Raw genomic sequence first — 15,070 nt, 5'->3', positions numbered from 1 at the left:
ATGTGGCGTCTGGAAGGACGCCTTCGCGGGCAAGCCCGCTCCCACAGGGTTTGTGTCGTATACAGAATGTGTATTCAACGCAAAAACCTGTGGGAGCTGGCTTGCCAGCGATGAGGTCCTCCTAATCAGCACAAACCCAAAGCCATAAAAAAGGGCCGCGATCCCAACAGATCGCGGCCCTTTTTGGTTTTCAGCTAAAGTCGATCAAACCTCATCCAGCTCCGGCTCATCGGCTTGCACACTGACGGTGGCCTTCACCACATCATGGCGGCGGATGTACTTCCAGTCCGCCTCGTCGATGTAGATCCCCGCCGGGCCGCTGCCGCCTTCCAGGTCGATGGCGACACTGGCGCAGACCTGCGGCTTCACACTCGCCAGAATCGGTACAAAGCCCAGTTGCAGGCTGGTTTCCAGCAGGGCTGCCTGGTTCTTCTCGTCGATGTCCGCCGCCTCATCGAGGTAGTACGGCAGGCGTACGCGGCCGGCCAGATCACGGTCCATCAAGTGCAGCAACAAGTACATGTTGGTCAGCGCCTTGATGGTCATGGTGGTGCCGTTGGACGCGGCGCCGTCGATGTCGGTGTGGATCACTGGCTGGCCGTTGACCTTGGTGATCTCGAACGCCAGTTCGAACAAGTCCTTGAGGCCGAGCTGGTTGTGGTTCGCCGCCACCAGCCGCGCCAGGTATTCCTTGGCCTCTTCGTTCTTGTTGTCCTGTTCGGCGCTCTGGCTCAGGTCGAACACCGACAGGGTTTCGCCTTCTTCGTATTGACCGGCGCTGTGGATGATCTGGTCGATGTGCTTGAGCGCTTCCTTGTTCGGCGCCAGGACGATGCGGAAGCTCTGCAGGTTGGAGACCTGACGCTTGTTGATCTCGCGGTTGAACAGCGCCAGTTGATGCTCGAGGCTGTCGTAGTCGCTGCGGATGTTGCGCAGGGTCCGGGCGATGTCGGTGACCGCCGCACGCCGTGCCTTGCCCAATGTCAGGGCTTCGTCGGTACGGTGCGCGTAAGCGTTGATCAGCAGCGACAGACGGCGCTCCATGTCGTCTTCGCTGTCGAACTTGGCCACGCCTTTGAGGCGCACCTGCGCGTACAGCGCTTCGATCTGACCGTCGGCGCGCAGCAAGCCTTGCCAGCTGTCCTGATAGTCGTTGAGCAGCGGTAGCAGGTTGTCCATCGAATCGTCGACCGGATCCATGAACGGCGTGCCGAATGGCAGATCCGCCGGCAGCAGCTGACGGCGGCGCAGGGCGTCGTCGAGAGTGCGCTGCTTGGCTTCCATGTCAGCGATCTGCCGACCGACCAATTGCAGCTTGGCCGACAGCTGCTGGACGCGCTCGGTGAACGCATCGCTGGAGCGCTTGAGTTCGTCCTGCGCGGCTTCCATCTGCGCCAGTTGCTCAAGCTTGTCGCCTTCTTCGGCGCTGAGGGTCTGGGTGCGACGGAAGTCTTCCAGGGCTTTCTGCGCATCCAGCACTTGCTGGTACAGCGCTTCGGTCTGGGTCTTGCTCGCGGCGCGGTCGGCGGCCACGGCTTGCTGAGTCTTGAGCTGCTTGAGTTCTTTTTCCAGACGCTCTTTTTGGTCACGCAGCGCGGCGCGGTCGGCCAGCGCTTGCAGAGCCGGCGGCTCGATGTGCGAGATGTCGATCGACAGCCCCGGCACTTCGAAACGCTCGCCCTTGAAGCCATCGAGGATCAGCTCGACCGATTTGACCCACTCGCCATCTTCGTCGAGGGTAATGCCGTGTTCGCCCAGCGGCAGGCTGAACAGCGCGCTGTTGAACAGACGCATCAGGCGCTCGACGTCCTGCTGCGAGAACTCTTCGCGCAGGCGGGCGTAGCTGTTGTTGTCGGCGTGATCGAGTTGCTGCTTCACCGACTTCAGGCGTTTTTCCAGATCGCGCAGACGTTCTTCCAGATCCTCGGCGCTGAACTGCCGGGACTGTGCCAGCGCACCGGCCAGTTCGTCGTGCGCGTCCTTGGCGGCGAGCAGTTGCTGCTCCAGCACCTTGACGTCATCGACCAGCGCGAAGCGGTTCTTCAGCACCGACAACTCACCGAGCCAGCGCTGGATGCCGGAGATTTCCCGCTCCAGACGCATCAGTTCCTGGGTGCCACCGCGCTGATCGTTTTGCAGATCGTCCTGCTCGCGACGGTAGTGTTCGGCCTGAATGGTCAGCTCTTCCTTGCGCGCCGTGGCGTAGTCCGACCAGGTGCCGAGCAACGAATCGAGCAGCGGCGACAGGCGATGCAGTTTGCCGCGCAGCACATCGCGCTGTTTCACGCCGTTGGCCAAGGCTTCGACCAGTGGGCCGGCGGCGACCAGCGAGTTGTAGTCCTGCTCCATCCGGCGTACATCGCGGAAGGCTTCTTCGCACGCGGCGATGTAGTCGACGCTGCCGGAACGCAGGCTGTGCTCGAAGGCATCGAGGAACAGCTGCTTCAACTTGGCCGCGGTGATTTCGCGCATGTGCAGCAGGTTGATGAACAGCGCGCGGAAGGTCTTCAGGCTCTGCTCGCTGGTGGAGCGCAGCGGAATCAGGGTCAGATCCAGCGGGATCGAGGTGTGCCCGCCCACCAGCAAACGACGCAATTCATCAGGCTTGAGTTCGTAGGCTTTCAGGCCTTCTTTCTCAAGGTTGCTGAACAGCTCCTTCTGACGCAGGCAAGTGTCGTTCTTCTGGTAATGCGCCAGATCGAGCTTGCCGGCGTAGGCGAAGAACTGGTGACCGAAACCACCACCCGGGCCGCGACCGACCACGCCGATCACGTGCGGGCCGTGGGGCAGATTGACTTCGACGAGGATGTAACTGGTGTCGGAGGCGAAGTAGAAACGTCGCGATTGTTCCAGGCTGTACTTGCCGAAACTCATGTCCGACATGCGCGCCAGAATCGGGAACTGCAAGGCGTTGATCGACGCCGATTTCCCGAGGTTGTTCGCGCCGTAGACCGACAACGGTTCTTCCAGCGGGAACAGGCCGAGGCTGTAACCGGCGGTGTTCAAAAGGGCAAAGCGGCGGATGCCGTAGCGTTCCTGGCTCATGCGTCGGACTCCTGTTCTTCGGCAATGGCCCGGGCCAGTGCGTCTTCTTCGCTCTCTTCCTCAAATTCGCTGAGATCAAGCGGATCGTCGGTCTCGAGGAATTTGGCTTCGGCCTCTTCGTCGATCAGCACCGGTGCCGGCAGCGGCAGCACGCTGTGTACGCTGGCCGCCAGATCGCGGTCCTGCTGCACCGACAGGCACACATCGAGGAAACGGTGCATCGGCGGCAGGAAACGGTACACGCCGTTTTCTTCGCCGGCGAAACCGAGCTGGGTCATGCGACGCATGATTTTTTCTTCCAGTTCTTCGACGGTCTGCACTTCGGCCTGGATGAACAGGTCGCGGTATTTGTCCAGCAACGACGGCAATTCTTCGCGGCCGAGGCTGCCGCCGTCGAGCACGGCGATCGGATCGCGGCCCTGATCGGCCAGATGCTCGACGAGAATGAAGGTGAACAGCGCCAGACGCTGAGCAGTCTTGTTCACCGCCGCAGCGGCCATGTCCGGCACGAAGTAGTAGAAACCACGGGTGTCGCAGACCAGCTCGAACCCCAGCGCCTTGAACAGCGTGCGGTATTGATCCTGGAAGTTCGACAGTTGCGCGTACAACTCCGGGTCGCGGCGGCTGACGTGATAGCCCTTGAACAGCTCGCGGAAGATCGGCGCCAGTTGGGACAGTTCGGATAGATCAAGATGCATTGGGGATGCTCGCAGAATCCTCGGCGGCGGAGTCGCGGGCCGAGAGCAGGGCGAAGGAGCGCAGGCTGACCTGGTGCTCGTGAGTGTGGTATTCGCGGCGTTCCAGACGCTCGCGGGTGAAGCGTTTTTCCCGCGACAGACGCGAGAACCAGTACAGCAATTCGTCGGTGGCGCCGTCCGGTTCCTGCTCCAGCAGCCAGGTCATCAGATCCGGCATCGGCAGGGACTCTTCGCAACGCTCGACCATCTCGCGCACGGTGCGCGGTGCACGCGGGGCATCGCCGGATTTCTGGGTCTTGTGCGCCTTGGGGAAACGCGCCGGTTTCGGCTCGAAACGCGCCAGGGCGTAGACGTAGGCCTCGACCTGACTGGCGCTGCCGAGGAAGGTGCTTTGCGGCCGGGTGAACAGCGGCATCGCCGCTTGCGGCACGGCGTCGATGCCTTTGCGGCGAATCGCCGCCAGCGCCAGCGCTGCACCACGGGTCACGGCGTTGTGCCGGCGCGCCTCTTCACGCAGCGGCAGCAGCAGTTCGCGGGCGTGGCGCAGGGTCAACTGGGCGCTGGTCTGCATTTCGAGGATGCGCGCGTGGGTGCGCAGCAGCATGTCGTCATCGACCAGATGGCCGAGGCGCTGCTGTTCGCTGAGCATCTTCAGCAGCACGGTTTCGACCTTGCGCACGCCTTGTTCGAAGGCGCCGTCGGCGTTCACCAGGTCGATCATCGGCTCGACGTATTCGTCCCACGTCGCCAACACTTCGGCGTATCGCTGACGCAGCGGAATCTGCCGGTCGCTGGTCTTGGCCCGTTCGGCCACGGCGACCAGTGCCTGCTCGTCGTTGTCGAGTTTCTTCAGCACGTCGCGCACGCGCATGTCGAGCAAACGCAACTGACGGGCGAGGTCGTTGCCGTCGCGCACATCGAACGCGTCCTGAATGTAGCCGGCCAGCCGTTCGAGGTGGCGCAGATAGGCTTCGATTTCCAGGCACAGGCCCAGACGATGCTCACGGCGCAGGTAGGCGAGGAAGTCGTGGATCTGCGCGTTGAGCTCGAAACGGTTCGGGCTTTTCGCCACGGGCACCAGAATGTCCAGGCGAATCCACACGTCGAGCAGGCTGGTGATGTCCTGCGGCGTGCTGTCCAGTTGTTGGGCGGCCAGTTGCGTGCGCAGTTCGTTGAGGCTCAGGGTGCCTTGGTCGAAGTGCTCGCACAGTGGCTCCAGAAGTGCCCAGTGTTCAGCGAGGGCGCGCAAGACGCGCTTGGGTTCGATCATCGGAATGGCCGGCTGGTTGGCGATTAAAAGCCGCGATTGTACTGCATCGCGAGGGATGCGATTCACTCTCGGGACGGGCTGTCGCATTTTCTCAGGGAGCGAGCCCGGTAAAGGCTATCGATCAACAGCAAGCGATCTTGAACGAAGGGCTGTAGAATCAGCCCACTTCAGTTATCCACAAGTGGCCGACCCTTTGCTTATCGAGTCCCGCCGCCGCGCCTATTTGAACGCCATGCAGGTGGTCAACTGGCTGCCGCGCACCGAATTGCCTTTCGCCGCCCCGTCGCGGCCCGAGCTGCTGGACATGCCCGAGCCTGAGCCAGAGGTCGTGGTGATGCCGGTTGTGCAGGCCGAAGCTCCGGTGCAGCCTGCCGCCCGTCCGGTCGAACGGCCGAAGATCGAAGTGCCACGCCCGTCGCTCGCCAGTACCCGCAATGGCGCCAAACAGGTGGAAGAGGTCGAGGAGGCGCCAGTTGTCGCCAGACCCGCGCCCGTGCCGCCACCGCGTTTTGCCCTGCAGTTGCTGCGCGCCGGGGCTTGCCTGCTGCTGGTCGAGTTACCCACAGGCGAAGCGTTCCAGAGCCGCGATCCGGCCTATCTGCTGCTTAAAGACATGTTGCGCGCCGCCGGTCTGCCGGATGCGCCACAAATCGTCGGCGAGCCGGTGCGCTGGCCGTGGCTGAACCGCGGCACCATGGATCAGGGCCCGGAAGCGGCGCGCGACTTTGTTCAGGGGTTCCTCTCGGTACAGATGGAAGCGGCACCCTGCGCCTGCCTGTGGCTGATCGGCCTTCCGGCAATACGCTTTGCCGGTGAAGCGGACGCCGAAGCGTTCAATAGTGAATTGCAGATCGAAGGCCTGGGCCTGGCATGGGCCATCCCCGGTCTGGAATTGTTAATGGAAGAGCCACAGCGCAAAGCCGCTGTGTGGCAAGCCATGCGTCGGCTGATGGCGCGCTGGAAACCATCGAATGAGTGAAGCTGTATCGTTCCGCCCGATGACCGAGGCGGACCTGGACGCGGTATTGAAGATCGAATACGCGGCGTACAGCCATCCCTGGACGCGCGGGATTTTTCTCGACGGGCTGGGCAAATACCAGATCTGGCTGATGTTCGAAGGCCAGCAGCAGGTCGGCCACGGGGTGGTGCAGATCATTCTCGACGAGGCGCATCTGCTGAATATCACGGTCAAACCGGAGAATCAGGGACGGGGGCTGGGGGCTGACGCTGCTCGAGCATCTGATGTCGCGGGCATATGCGGCCTCTGCCCGGGAATGCTTCCTGGAAGTGCGCGACAGCAATACTGCAGCGTTCAGGTTGTACGAGCGGTATGGTTTCAATGAGATTGGCCGGCGTCGCGATTATTATCCGGCGGTGGGCGGGCGCGAAGACGCCGTAGTGATGGCCTGCACCCTGGTCGACTAATCTTGTTTAAAAGCTTCGCGAGCAAGCCCGCTCCCACATTGGTTTTGAGCCGAGTCTCAATTCTCTGTGTGGGAGCGGGCTTGCTCGCGAAGGCGTCCTTACAGGCAATACAGATCAGCGATTGCCATCCAGCGGATCACGCCGCGCCAGCTCCGCCTCATCCAGACCATTGCCGCCGCCGATGTCATCCTCATCGACAATGCTCAGATCCCAATCGGCCTGATTGCCCTCGCCAGCCTCTTCGGCATCGCGTGCGCCATCCTCGTGAATCAGTGTTTCCGGGCTCAAGTCATCGTCGGTCGGTTCGTGATCAGCCGTCGATGCACCGGTAAGCCCGGCCTCGCGCACCCGTTCAGCGGGCATCAGTTGCTCGCGTTCACGTTCCGGAATCTCGTCACCGATTTTCGCGCTGGGTTCGTCTTCATCGAAATCCAGCTCATGCACCGAGCCCATGCGGTCTTCGTTGTCATCGATGGGTTCCGGTTGCACCGCATCGAACGGACGTCGTGAATCAGTCATGGCAAATCCTCATACTGTGGGCCTTACTGAGTGGACTCACCGGGCACCCGAGAATTCCAAAGAAAAACACCTGCGGTTCTTGCGTGACCCCGACGGGCGGTCGTCTGTCATACCAGCGCATCTTTCTTGAGGCCTTAACCATGCACGACTTACAAGACCTGATTGATAACAACGAGCGTTGGGCTGACGCGATCACCAAGGAAGACCCGGATTTCTTCGCCAAGCTGGCGCGACAGCAGACCCCGGAATATCTGTGGATCGGCTGCTCCGACGCGCGGGTGCCGGCCAACGAGATCGTCGGCATGCTGCCGGGCGATCTGTTCGTACACCGCAACGTCGCCAACGTGGTGCTGCACACCGACCTCAATTGCCTGTCGGTGATCCAGTACGCGGTTGATGTGCTCAAGGTCAAACACATCCTGGTTACCGGCCACTATGGCTGCGGCGGTGTGCGCGCCTCGATGCAGGATCGCCAGTTCGGTCTGATCGATGGCTGGCTGCGCTCGATCCGCGACCTGTACTACGAAAAACGTGAAGAACTGGCCAAGCTGCCGACCGAGGAAGAGCAGGTCGATCGGCTGTGCGAACTCAACGTCGTCCAGCAAGTGGCCAACGTTGCGCACACCAGCATCATCCAGAACGCCTGGCATCGCGGCCAGAGCCTGTCGATTCACGGCTGCATCTACGGCATCAAGGACGGTCGCTGGAAAAGCCTGAACACCACCATCAGCGGTTTCGAGCAACTGCCGCCGCAATACCGTCTGCGTCCGGTCGGGGCGTTGTAATCCCGATCAGTGTGGATGCCGCCAGTGCTGTAGAAAGTGCTGGCCCTCGATACTGGGTGGCTCATCGTAGCCGGTGATCCACCCACGACAGCGCGGCGAGCCACAGGTGCAGGCGAACTGCTGCAACAAGCGATCTTCGGTGGCGGCGACGTCGATGGTCAGGCGTTCACCCGGCTGAATGTCGCGAAGTGCCCACAGCCACAGCTCACTCATGTCCAGAAACACATTCGGATCGCAGGCGTGTTCGAGCAACCCGCAAAAGCGCGGATCGTAGAGATGGATGCCGGCCAGTAACTGACGCGTCTGTCGGCAGCGATAGGGCAACAGTTGTCCGGATACCCGACACATCCGGGTGATGCGCAAGAACGCCCGGCGCGCCACCACTGCCGCGTGACCGTGGTGGTCCTGCACGATTTCGAAATCCTCGGTGGATGGGAAACCCAGACGCACCGGCAATCCGGCAAACGGGTAGATGCCGGGTGCGTCGCGTGGGATGTTGTGTTGATGGGCCTGATTATTCATAACGGTCCCTGTCGGCAAATGCTGCGACTTCCCTGGTCTGACGTCCTGTCAGCGCTGCAACATGTTTGGATCCAATATTCCGGTGTATCCCTCAAACTGTCTACTGTCAGATCTGACAGGCGTGATTGGCTGCTCCCCGCGTCAGCATTGACTGACACGGGAAGCTTTTTCAGCGGATCAGAGGTGTGGTGCAGGAACGGCGGTGGCCGGCAATTCGCCCTGAAGCTGTTGCAACTGGGCCTTGATTGGCGTGGTCGAGCACTTGGCGGCGGCCTGTGCCGGGGTCAGGTTGCGGATCGAGGTGTAGAACAGTTCGCAGGTCTTGCCCTTTTGCGTCACTTGCCAGGTCTGCGTGCAGATGTTGAGCAGGGCTTTCGCATCGGTGCCCGGTTTACTGCCCATCCCGGCTTGCCAGCAAGCGGCGCTCAAGTCCTGACCCATGACCTTCAAACCGGCGGCATCGGCCTTGGCCTCATCGCCGTCATAGCTGGCCGGGTCGGCGGCGTACCAGATGTAGCTCGGATGGTTCGATCCCAGCACCGGCACGCTCACCCCCGCGCTCGGGCTGATGGTCGCCAGACCCAATACGGCCACGGTCGGGCCGTATTGCTGCTTGATCCAGTTACGCACCGGCGCACCGAACGCGACCATCGGCAGGGTGGTGCCGGCGCTGGTCTGGCTGAACTGCTTGACCAGCGTGGTCTGGTAATCCTTGAAGTAGTCGTAGACGCCCTCCAGATCACTACCTGCGTTGGACGGCGCCGCGATTGGCGCGATGTCGATGATGGTCTGATAGGCCGGCGTCTGCTCGGCCGGGATGCCGTTGGCGGTCAGCAGCGTGGCCCAGCGGTCGGTGGTGTTCGAACGCAGATAATCCTGGGCCTGAGTCAGCGAGTAATCCGGCGGGAAGTGCAGCAGTTCGACGCTCTTGCGGTTTTCCAGAGCCATGCCCAGCGGCAGGAACAGGTACCAGCTGTACGCCCATTTGCCATCGGCATTGAGCTTGCTGGCGCCGGTATACGCCAGATCCCCGGCGTCGAGCAGTGCCGACAGCGGCTTGTCGTAGCCTTCGGGAACGCCGCTGATCTCGGCGTAAATCTGCCCGTTATCGTTCTTCACCAACACCTTGGCATCGCTGTAACCATCGCGCTGCACGCTCTGGCTCAGGTAATGGGCGACGGTCTGCTCCAGCGACCAGTTGCGATAACAGATCACGCTGCAATTGTTGGGGTAGGCGAAGAGGCGGGTGACGCGCTCGGTGCTGCCCAGCTTCAGGTCGACATCGGCGTGGGCAGCCGCGCTCAGGGTGAGCGCGGCGAGGGTAAGAATTGCGGGGGTAAATCCTGCGAGTTTGAACATGCTCAGATCCTTTTCAGCGTGGGTTCCCCGGGTTCGGGGCGCTTCATATTGGATCAGCCGTGTTGCACAGAGAAGCGGTCATTCACGGATTTTTGCGTCAGCTCGCAGAACTCGGTTTCACGCCTGAAAATGCAGGGCGTTGGTCAGATCGCCCATCGGTTTCTGGCCACGGGCGATCATTGCCTCATCGCGCTGCTTGAGGCCGTCGAGGGTTTCCAGTTGGAACACTCGGGTGATCAGGCGCAGGATCGACGCCGTGTCGTAAACCGTGTGATCCACCGTGCCTTTGCGGGCGAATGGCGACACCACCAGCGCCGGCACCCGCGACCCCGGGCCCCAGCGATCGCCCTTGGGTGGCGCCACATGATCCCACCAGCCGCCGTTTTCATCGACCGTCACGACCACCACCATGTTTTTCCACTGCGGACTTTCGCGCAGCACCTTCAGGGCGCGCACGATGTGCCGGTCACCGGAGGCGACGTCGGCATAACCGGCGTGCATGTTCAGGTTGCCCTGCGGTTTGTAGAAAGTTACCGCCGGCAGCTTGCCGGCCTCGGCATCGGCGAAGAACTTGTTGGTGCTCGACTCATCGCCCAGACCCGCGTCGCGCAGACGTTTGTTGCGCTCTTGCGGGTTCTCCGGGCCTTGCCGCTTGAAGTAGTTGAACGGCTGGTGGTGGTACTGGAAGTTGGGGATCTTCGGAATCCCGCCCGAATCCTTGTATTGATCCAGCGTCGCCTGCCAGGCGCCGGCGTACCAGGCCCAGTCGACATTCTTCTTCGACAGCTTGTCGCCGATATGCTCGTGGGTCTGCGGCACCATCACATTGGGCAGATCCGGCTTGGAGTACGCCGGACGCTCCGGATCGCGAATCCACGTCGGCCAGTACGGCGGGGCGAGGGTGTTGACGCCGAAGCCGTCCGGGGTCAGCGCACTCGGGCCGAACTGCGGCGGGCCGGTCATGGCGCTGGCGGGTGACTGTTCCAGTGGCTTGAGGCGCGGGTCAGTCGGATCATCGCTTTGCAGGGCGGCGATCTGGGATTTGGCCACCGAATTGGCCGCGTCCGGATAGAACGGCGCGGTGGCGCTGATCAGGTACTGGTGATTGAGGAACGAGCCGCCGAATGCACCCTGGAAGAAGTTGTCGCACAGCACGAATTCCCGGGCCACGTCCCACAAACGCAACGAGTAGCGGCTCTGGGCGTAGTGACCCATGGTCAAACCACCGGAGTCGGCCCAGGCGACGAAGCCATCGTTCTTGCCGCCATTGATCTGCATCTGGTTCTGATAGAACACGTGCCACAAATCGCGGGTCACCAGACCGAACGGCAAGTCTTCGGCATTCGGGCCCTTGAGGGCGAAAGGCGCGTTGGGCAGGTTTTCCTGAAACTGCGTGGCGCTGGGGTAGGTCACGCCATCAAGCGTTTGCGGGCCGATCTGCAACACGCCGCCCCAGACTGGCGGTAACGTCTGCAGCAGACTGCCGTCGCGGTCACGTTGCTGGTAATCGGCAGGCTTGAGCGCCGACAGCGGCTTTTCGACACCGGGGAAATCACCGAACAGGTTGTTGAAGCTACGGTTCTCGGCGTAGATCACCACCACGGTTTTCACCTGATCGCGCAGGGCCTTGTTCAGCTCGGTCGGGGTCAGCGGGCGCTCGACTGGTTTACCCGGTTGATCGCTGGCGTTGCCGCAGCCGGCCAGGGTCGCGCCCACGCCGAGGACGGCGACACCGCCGAGAAAGCGGCGGCGACTGGTGTCGGTGGGGTTGTCGGATTCAGGTGCGTCAGTGCCGTCTGTCTCGTCTTTCATCTGTCAGCCCGTTCTGCTTAATTGTTTCAGTTTGTTTCGGGCGGACGCTAGCAAGGCAATGTGACAGTTGGGTGACGCTTTCAGGTGCAGCAAAACAAATGTGGGAGCGACCAGGTCGGCTCCCACAACGATTCACTCGATTACAACAGGCGCAACGCAAGCCCGCTGCTGTTCTAGCCGGGCATCAGCGAGTGCAAGGAATAGCCGAGCCTGCTGGCCGCCGTTATCGCGGTCATCACCACCAGAAACAGCAGTTGCAGCGGACTGAAGTGCGCCCAGTGCAGCGCGGTCAGCCAGGGGTGGTTATTGCTCAGCTGCGGGTCGAGCGAGCCGATTCGTCGTTTGTGCACCAGTCCGATCAGGATCACGCCAATGTAAGTGAATGCGCCCAGTGGCCCGAGCAGCAGCGAAAACAGCAGCACCATGACCACCTGCGGTAGCCCGTGGCGTATTACCAGCCAGCGGGTGTCAGGGTTCCATCGGCGCGGAATCAGCCCTTCGGTGAGCCAAAGATCCGCAACGATCACGTGAGACGTCAGCACCACCCACCAACTCAGCGCAAAACGAAAAAACCACACCGGCACACACGCTAACCCCAGCGGAATGAAGGCCAGGGTTGCCGCATCTTTTTGTGGCGAAGCCAGATAGAACAGGAACAGCGCCAAGGCAATGGCCGTCCAGACCCGCACCCAGGTCTCGTCGGCGATGGGCCGTGGCAAAAACCGCCGCCAGTAAAAAACGTCGGCGTAGGGCAATCGCGCGAGCGAGCTCCGGGAAGCGCCATTTGAGCTTTTCCGACAGATCGTGGCAGGCCTGCCATTCATTCTGACCAAAGCCGTCGATGATCTTCTTCTGCTGCATCGTTTTGAGCGGGTTGATCAACAGATGCGCTGCCTGCACGTCGGCCGCCCACGTACGATCGCTTTCAGCCTTGGCCCGCAGGTTGTCGTAGAAACTTTCCTGATTGCAGCGTTCGATCAATTTTTCCCAAAGCCAGTCTGGTTGCGGGTGCAGACCTTTGGTGTGATCCCAGCCGAACAATTGGCCGATACGGTCGAACAGCGGCACGCTCCACTCATGGTCGTTAAGCAGATGCAGCAGATTTTGTTGCCATTGCTCGCGGCGATCGAATACCTGGAGCCACGGCTGGCCGCTGTAGTGTTTGAGCAAGTTGAGGAATTCGCGCTCGCTTTGGCTTTCGAGCAGCGCCTGCAAGGCGTTTCGATAGTCGGACATCAGGCTCTCGGCGAGCATGTCGCGCTGGCGATCATTCATCAGCACTTCTTGCCAGGGGCCCAACCATCCCAACTGCTCGACGGCCCAGTGCAGTACCGGGCCGCGCAGTTGTGGATGCTCAAAACATAATTGCAGCAACAGCCTTTCGAATGCCTTGGCGCAGCCTTGTTGTTGCGCCTGCTCCCAGCGCTCGCCGAGGTTGTCTGGCGACAGATCTTCAAGCAATCGCCATGCGGCCTGCGCTTCAAGACTCTGCGCGTCGGCGCCCGCGTCCGCCGCCAGCGGCTCGACACGCAGGGCGTCGTCCTTCGATGGCGGCACAAACGGCTCCGGGGCTGCCGGACTGACGGGCGAAACCTCCAGAGAGGCGAAATCCCACGCCTGGTTTTGCGCCTGGCTGGAGCTGTTGGCCAGGGCATTATCGAGCGCCAGTGCAGCAAAGGCGCTGGACGCCGTGGCGACAGCGACGTCGGCGTCCTGCTCGTCTTCCTGTTCGGCGTTTTCCAGGCGCCATTGGGCAATCGCCAGCGCGCGTTCGTAGGCTTCGCGCAAGCGCTGGAAGCCTTCGGGATCTTCATCGGGCCTGAAGGTTTTCAGCAGGCGTGCATAGCTGCGCTTGATATCGCGGACGTCAGCGTCATCGGGCAAATGCAGGAAGGACCAGCAATCCATGTCAGCGCTCCCTTATTGCCACGGCGTGCGATCAAGTTCGCTCAGGTGCCTGCTCAGCTCGGTGCGCACTTCACGAATCTGGCGCTCGTCCTGCGAGTCGAGCGCGATCTGGAATTGCTTGGCCCAATGGCCAATCTGATCGCGCAGGTCGCCCAGGCTTTCCTGGTAGAGCCGTTCGAGACGGGCACTGAGCAGCGTGTTGACCTGTTGCTCGCGCGGGTGAATCTTGAGCTGAGCGAGGTTCTGCAAGCGTTGCTGAATCTCTTCAGGCGTGAGCACGCCGGGGTTGTTTTCGATGACCAGCGAATGTTGTTGCCCGGTCAGCGGAATATTCACCTGGGCCTCCAGCAGGCCGTTGTTGTCATAGGTGAAACGGACATCGAGGGACACTTCGCCGGCCTTGCGTTTCGGCACCTTGATCGCCAGTTCGCCAAGCGCAACGTTGTCTTTGACCAGACGGCTTTCGCCCTGGAAGATCCGCACGACCACCTGCTCCTGATTGTCCTGCAAGGTGTACACGGTCTTGACCCGGCTGACCGGGACGATGCTGTTGCGCTCGATGATGGGCAGGTAGTGACCGGCCTCATAATTGCGGCCAATCTGAGTCGAAGTTTCGATGCCTAGGGTGTAGGAGCAGACGTCGGTCAGCACCACTTCTTCAAGTGCGGCCGAGCGGGCCTTGAGTGCTGCCTGAATGGCTGCGCCTTGCGCCACCACCTGATCCGGATCGAGGGTGATCGACGGAAAGCGGCCGAACAACCCGGCGGCAAGTTTGCGCACCAGCGGCATCCGGGTAGTACCGCCGACCAGCAGAATCTCATCAAGGTCGCTGACCCGGATGCGTGCGTCGCGCAGAGCCCGTTCGATCGGCGCGCGCAGGCGCTCGAGCAGTGGCATGTAAAGCGTCGCCAATTCTTGCTGGGTGATGGTGTGGGTCCAGTGGCGGTCACCCAGTTGCAGCCGGAACTCGGCGCTGCTGTCCTGACCCAGGGCCTTGCGCACACGCTCAGCCTCGCGGCGCAGGGGCTGGATGACGCTGTTGCGGTCAGGAAAGTCGGCGACCGAGCGGTGCTGGTCGATAAAGTGTTCCAGCAGCACGCTGTCGAAGTCTTCACCACCGAGGAAGTTGTCGCCGGCGCTGGCGCGGACCTCCATGACCCCTTCGAACAACTCCAGAATCGACACGTCGAACGTGCCGCCCCCGAGGTCGAACACCAGGAACGAGGTTTCCTTGTCGCGTTGGTGCAGCCCATAAGCGAGGGCGGCGGCAGTCGGTTCGTTGATCAGCTTCTCGACTTTCAGCCCGGCCAGCTCGCCGGCGATCCGCGTGGCTTTGCGCTGGGCGTCGCTGAAGTAGGCCGGGACGCTGATCACCGCTTCAGTGACGGTTTCGCCATAAGCCCGTTCGACGTCTTCTTTCAGACTTTTCAGCACCAGCGCGGACAGCTCTTCCGGACGAAACGCCTTGTCGGCCAGATAGACTTCCGTGGCGCTGCCCATGTGACGCTTGAACAGCGACGCCGTCAGGCGCGGATGGGTGTGCAGACGCTCGCGCGCAGCCTGGCCGACCAGAATCCGGCCCTGATCATCCAGCCCCACCACGCTCGGTGTCAGGAACTGACCGAGGGCATTGGGCACCAATTCGGAGGATTCGCCACGCCAGACGGCGACGAGGCTGTTGGTGGTTCCCAGGTCAATCCCTACGATCATTGCAACAACTCCCTTGG

The 15,070-nt window shown here is 61.7% G+C and carries 12 protein-coding genes and 1 pseudogene; 3 read left to right on the top strand and 10 right to left on the bottom strand.

Annotated features, from left to right (window positions below; all coding sequences use genetic code 11):
• Positions 1-204: 204 nt before the first annotated feature.
• Genes mksF through mksB form a run of 3 tightly spaced genes read right to left on the bottom strand, consistent with a single transcriptional unit; the run spans position 205 to position 5,013 of the window.
• Positions 205-3,045: an Mks condensin complex protein MksF gene (mksF, locus tag E3Z29_RS26790; RefSeq protein WP_134787332.1), complete on the bottom strand. Its 2,841-nt coding sequence runs from the start codon at positions 3,043-3,045 to the stop codon at positions 205-207.
• A complete protein-coding gene (mksE, locus tag E3Z29_RS26785) occupies positions 3,042-3,743 on the bottom strand; it encodes an Mks condensin complex protein MksE (protein WP_016773189.1) in 702 nt (233 codons plus the stop codon). The genes mksF and mksE overlap by 4 nt, the downstream gene beginning before the upstream one ends.
• Positions 3,733-5,013, bottom strand: coding sequence for an Mks condensin complex protein MksB (gene mksB, locus E3Z29_RS26780; RefSeq protein ID WP_167734176.1), 1,281 nt, complete (start codon positions 5,011-5,013; stop codon positions 3,733-3,735). Before mksB ends, mksE begins: the two co-directional genes overlap by 11 nt.
• 232 nt (positions 5,014-5,245) lie before the next feature.
• Here mksB and E3Z29_RS26775 point away from each other — a divergent pair, with 232 nt between their 5' ends.
• Both E3Z29_RS26775 and rimI read left to right on the top strand, forming a co-directional pair.
• Entirely contained in the window at positions 5,246-5,992 is a 747-nt protein-coding gene (locus E3Z29_RS26775) for an energy transducer TonB (RefSeq protein ID WP_134787621.1), read from the top strand.
• A pseudogene (gene rimI, locus E3Z29_RS26770) lies at positions 5,985-6,438 on the top strand (ribosomal protein S18-alanine N-acetyltransferase). Before E3Z29_RS26775 ends, rimI begins: the two are co-directional and overlap by 8 nt.
• Before the next feature lie 114 nt (positions 6,439-6,552).
• Here the strand turns inward: rimI and E3Z29_RS26765 are convergent.
• A complete protein-coding gene (locus tag E3Z29_RS26765) occupies positions 6,553-6,957 on the bottom strand; it encodes a hypothetical protein (RefSeq protein ID WP_027612254.1) in 405 nt (134 codons plus the stop codon).
• 140 nt (positions 6,958-7,097) lie between these two features.
• On the opposite strand from E3Z29_RS26765, the gene can reads away from it, so the two are divergent.
• A complete protein-coding gene (gene can, locus E3Z29_RS26760; RefSeq protein ID WP_003228196.1) occupies positions 7,098-7,742 on the top strand; it encodes a carbonate dehydratase in 645 nt (214 codons plus the stop codon).
• A 6-nt stretch (positions 7,743-7,748) separates the two neighbouring features.
• Here can and E3Z29_RS26755 read toward each other — a convergent pair whose 3' ends face one another.
• The 6 genes from E3Z29_RS26755 to E3Z29_RS26735 form a co-directional block, all read right to left on the bottom strand.
• Positions 7,749-8,264, bottom strand: coding sequence for an SET domain-containing protein-lysine N-methyltransferase (locus E3Z29_RS26755; protein WP_098965607.1), 516 nt, complete (start codon positions 8,262-8,264; stop codon positions 7,749-7,751).
• 177 nt (positions 8,265-8,441) lie between these two features.
• Positions 8,442-9,623, bottom strand: coding sequence for a hypothetical protein (locus E3Z29_RS26750; RefSeq protein ID WP_134787331.1), 1,182 nt, complete (start codon positions 9,621-9,623; stop codon positions 8,442-8,444).
• Positions 9,624-9,740: 117 nt separating this feature from the next.
• Positions 9,741-11,435, bottom strand: coding sequence for an acid phosphatase (gene acpA / locus E3Z29_RS26745; RefSeq protein WP_134787330.1), 1,695 nt, complete (start codon positions 11,433-11,435; stop codon positions 9,741-9,743).
• Positions 11,436-11,608: 173 nt separating this feature from the next.
• Positions 11,609-11,857: a hypothetical protein gene (locus E3Z29_RS29830; protein ID WP_305955828.1), complete on the bottom strand. Its 249-nt coding sequence runs from the start codon at positions 11,855-11,857 to the stop codon at positions 11,609-11,611.
• Between the two features lie 46 nt (positions 11,858-11,903).
• Positions 11,904-13,343, bottom strand: coding sequence for a J domain-containing protein (locus E3Z29_RS26740; RefSeq protein WP_305955827.1), 1,440 nt, complete (start codon positions 13,341-13,343; stop codon positions 11,904-11,906).
• A 12-nt stretch (positions 13,344-13,355) separates the two neighbouring features.
• Complete coding sequence (locus E3Z29_RS26735; protein ID WP_003228190.1) at positions 13,356-15,053, bottom strand: molecular chaperone HscC; 1,698 nt, start codon at positions 15,051-15,053, stop codon at positions 13,356-13,358.
• Positions 15,054-15,070: the final 17 nt, after the last annotated feature.

Origin of the sequence: Pseudomonas sp. S150 (genome assembly GCF_004526365.1) — a bacterium.
GTDB lineage: Bacteria > Pseudomonadota > Gammaproteobacteria > Pseudomonadales > Pseudomonadaceae > Aquipseudomonas > Aquipseudomonas putida_A.
The sequence above is the reverse complement of the archived record's forward strand: the minus strand, read 5'-3'. Positions and strand labels throughout refer to the sequence as shown.